The organism is Variovorax sp. WDL1, from assembly GCF_001541225.1.
In the GTDB taxonomy this organism is placed as follows: Bacteria; Pseudomonadota; Gammaproteobacteria; order Burkholderiales; family Burkholderiaceae_C; genus Variovorax.
This window is the reverse complement of the sequence record NZ_LMTS01000348.1, coordinates 1-3,289: the sequence shown is the minus strand read 5'-3', so window position 1 is coordinate 3,289 and position 3,289 is coordinate 1. Positions and strand designations below refer to the sequence as shown.

The window sequence follows — 3,289 nt, the reverse complement described above, 5'->3', positions numbered from 1 at the left end:
AACCCTCACAGGTGGGTCAATTTTCGGCCGGCGCCAACACTCGACGCGCTCCAGGTGCTCGGGCAGCTTCTCGCGGCGTGGTCGGCGCGGGGGTGCCTTCGGGGTCTTGGGTGCCTCAGGCAGCTCGCGCTGCAACTCGGCCAGTTGCGCCTTCAGGCTGGCTTCGTCCTCGGCCAACGCCTCCTGGAACAGGGCGCGCTGCTGGGCCGTCATGACCTCGGTCTTGGCGCCGAACTTCCAGCGTTTGAGACGGGCGAGCTCGAAGTTGACCTTCTCGAGTTTGGCATGCGCCCAAGCGATCTCCCGCGCCTGGGCCTGAACCTTCTGCTGCAGCCGCGCGATCAGCGCGGCCGCCCCCGGCGGCAGTTGTGCCATGTCGATGGGGGAAGCAGCGTTGTCGCCGAGCATGCCCGGCATGTTGCCCGACTCGGAGCGCCTTGCGCATCGGCAGATGCGATGTCAACGGCGCCGAAGGGCTTCCCGCCACCTCATGATCGGCTAATGACGCTGAGTTCGCCCAGGCGCTGCCATGGCAGGCCGACCGCCAGGGCTTCGAATTGCTGCGCAGTCAATTGCAGCGTTGCAGCCTGCCCTGGCGCATGCTCCAGCCAGACGAAGCGCCCGGCATGCAGGCGGCGCGTGGCGCACCATACGCCGAAGCCATCGTGCACGAGCAGCTTGATGCGCGTGGCCCGCAGGTTGGCGAAGAGGTAGCCATGATGTGCACGGGCCGCGCCGACAGTGTTGACGACGATGTTGAGCAACCGGTCGGCACCGGCGCGCATGTCCTGTGGCTGGGTGCACAGCCACAGCGTGTCGATGCGGATCAACGCGCCGGCTCCTCAAGCGGCGCACAGCGCATCGGCCAGCGCGCGCAACTGCACGGCGTACAGCGCGCCTGCGCTGGCAGCGCACTGGAGCTTCACGTGCAGGCCGCCGCGCTGAAGTTCGATGCGGATGTCGGGCTCGGATGCAGGGGCAGCGACCGAGGTCGCAGCTCGCGGTAACTCGACAGGAACGAACTGAAGAGCAGGCGCGTTGCCATCGACTGCAGGCGCCGCGATGCTCATGCGTTTGAGGCCGCGGCCCGTGAGCCACTTGCGCACGACGTTGGTGTTCAGGCCGTGCGCGATGGCCACGGCCGAGACCGACGCATCGGGCTGTCGGCACTCGGCCAGGATCTGCGCCTTGAACTCGGCACTGTGGACCCGGCGATTGGAGCGATTGGAATGCATAGGCGTCCGCCAAAAATTAGGTGGACGCCATCCTCAGAGGGCGCCGCGACGGACGCAAGGTGGGATGGCCGGACGCTCACTTCATAGCTGCAGCCGGCCTGGTGGTAAAGCTCGCTGGTGTAGCGCTCGCGCCAGTAGTCGATCTCGGCCGTGGGGTTCACCCGCTCGGCGACTGCCTTCCCACACAGCCCTCCGACGATGCCGCCCACCACCAAGCCGGCGGCAACGCCCACGGGCCCCGCTACCGAACCCATCGCTGCGCCGGCCACCGCGCCTCCCGCCGCTCCCAGACCGGAGCCAACGATATGTGCGCCCGGCGTACCGCTGATCGGATCGCGGTTCAGGTAATCCTCCGCAGGTGGAGTCTTGTCATTGCTCATGATTCGACTTCCTTGGGGTTCTCGCGCGCGAGAACGCCTTCCTCACCGCCTCACGTTCTCCGCTTGGCCGCCGCGTTCATCGGGCGCATCCCTCGCCTCGTTTCGGAGGTCCCGAATCTGATCATGATTTCGCCGAGCGCCTTGGACCTGGCGTTCCACGAAGCTGCGCACCTCGTGCGGCAGGGTCTGCGCCAATGCCTTGCTGTACCGCGCCAACGCGGCATCCTCTCTTCGTTCGCATTCCTCGAGCATCGCCAGGTCGCTGTCCGCGCCCATGGCGCCTTTGATGTGGATCCAGCCACGATGCATGGCCCCGCCGGCCGTGCCTCCCTCGGAGGGCGTGCCGCCGAAACGCCAGATCAACTGAACCAACTCGTCGGCGGCCTGGTGGCATTGCTCGGCGCGGTGATAGAACAATTGCTGTAGGTTCGCCGCCGCTACTTCATCTGCACAGGCCTGGAAGCCAAACTCTGCATCCCGCGTGGATTCGAGCAGTTCGTTGAGCACGCCAACCACCTGCTCGTTCTCCTTAGCCTCGCTGCTCTCCGAGCTGTCGTCAGGGTCGCCGGTGCGGAAATAGGCGCCTTCCGCACGATCCCAGGCCGCGCGCGCGGCTGAACGGGCCTGCTCCCATGGCAAGCTGGAGTCGCCCCGCCGGGCATTCCATTCTTGCGCCAGGGCCGGCTCGATGCTGTCGAAGTCGTCCTTGTGCATCGCGTGCATCGCGCGGCTGGACCAGCCCAGTTCGTACGCGGGGCGATAGTCGTCGTAGCTGCGTCCCGCCTCGTAGAAGGGCTCGCCACGTAGCGTTCACGCCAGTAGGCGCCTTCGACGGTCGGGTTGATGCGCTCGCCCACCGCCTTGCCGCCCAGGCCGCCGGCGACGGCACCCACCACCAGGCCGGCGACCAGGCCGGCCGGTCCAGCCATTGCGCCGGCAGCAGCGCCTGCGACTGCGCCGCCGGCCGCACCGAGGCCCGTGCCGACGGGATGGGCGCCCGGCTCTCCCGTCAAGGGGTCGGGGTTCGTGTCGTCGGAAGGCTGATTTTCCTTGATCATGATGCGACTCCTGGATAGCGCCTAGCGCCATCGGGCGGTCAATCCACTATCCTGGCGCGAGGCTCCAGGTCGATCGTCATCAAGGTATGACGACCGCTGTAAGGATTTGCCGCTGCGGCCTTTTGCCGAGAAAAGGCTTAGTCGAGCTCTTCCGGCAAGGACTGGCCAGCTCGCGTTTCGCGGCTTCCTGCTACACAGCTGCGTCGGGCGCAGAATGTGAAGGCACAGGCAGCGCGACATGGAAGGTCGCCCCGGCGTTGCGGCCGGCGCTTTCCACCCGGATCGTTCCGCCGTGGCGCTCGACGATGTGACGGGCGATCGACAGGCCGAGTCCCAGCCCTTGCGCATTTGCCTTCAGTTGCTTCGTGAATGGCTTGAAAACATCCGGGAGCATCGCCTCTTCGATGCCACTGCCAGTGTCCGTCACCGAGACGGCGTACATCCGGGTGTCGCGGCGCAGCTGCAGTTCAATGCGTCCGGACGCCGGGGTGAACTTGACCGCGTTTGATAGAAGATTCCAGAACACCTGCTGCAGGCGATGCGCGTCGGCAACGATCGGCAGCTGGCCGGCTTCATCTAGCTGTAGTTTCTCACCACGTTGTTCCCCTCGAATCCG

At 66.3% G+C, this 3,289-nt stretch carries 5 protein-coding genes; all 5 read right to left on the bottom strand.

The genetic code is table 11. From position 1 onward, the window contains the following. Positions 1-417, bottom strand: a 417-nt coding sequence (locus tag APY03_RS39155; RefSeq protein WP_198161386.1) for a transposase, incomplete at its 3' end; no start/stop codon positions are given. A gap of 71 nt (positions 418-488) precedes the next feature. Further along, entirely contained in the window at positions 489-830 is a 342-nt protein-coding gene (gene tnpB, locus APY03_RS39150) for an IS66 family insertion sequence element accessory protein TnpB (RefSeq protein WP_068686164.1), read from the bottom strand. Positions 831-842: 12 nt separating this feature from the next. Beyond that, positions 843-1,235 (bottom strand): IS66-like element accessory protein TnpA, encoded by a 393-nt coding sequence (gene tnpA / locus APY03_RS39145; protein WP_068686162.1) that lies wholly within the window; start codon positions 1,233-1,235, stop codon positions 843-845. Between the two features lie 422 nt (positions 1,236-1,657). Further along, positions 1,658-2,329 (bottom strand): ferritin-like domain-containing protein, encoded by a 672-nt coding sequence (locus tag APY03_RS39140; protein ID WP_332112738.1) that lies wholly within the window; start codon positions 2,327-2,329, stop codon positions 1,658-1,660. A 534-nt stretch (positions 2,330-2,863) separates the two neighbouring features. Then, the coding region (locus tag APY03_RS39135) for a sensor histidine kinase (RefSeq protein ID WP_157103534.1) at positions 2,864-3,289 on the bottom strand (426 nt) is incomplete at its 5' end.

Excerpts from the sequence above, each read along its gene's own strand:
- tnpA (WP_068686162.1), bottom strand. The coding sequence starts at position 1,235 with ATGCATTCCAATCGCTCCAATCGCCGGGTCCACAGTGCCGAGTTCAAG.
- APY03_RS39140 (WP_332112738.1), bottom strand. The coding sequence starts at position 2,329 with ATGCACAAGGACGACTTCGACAGCATCGAGCCGGCCCTGGCGCAAGAA.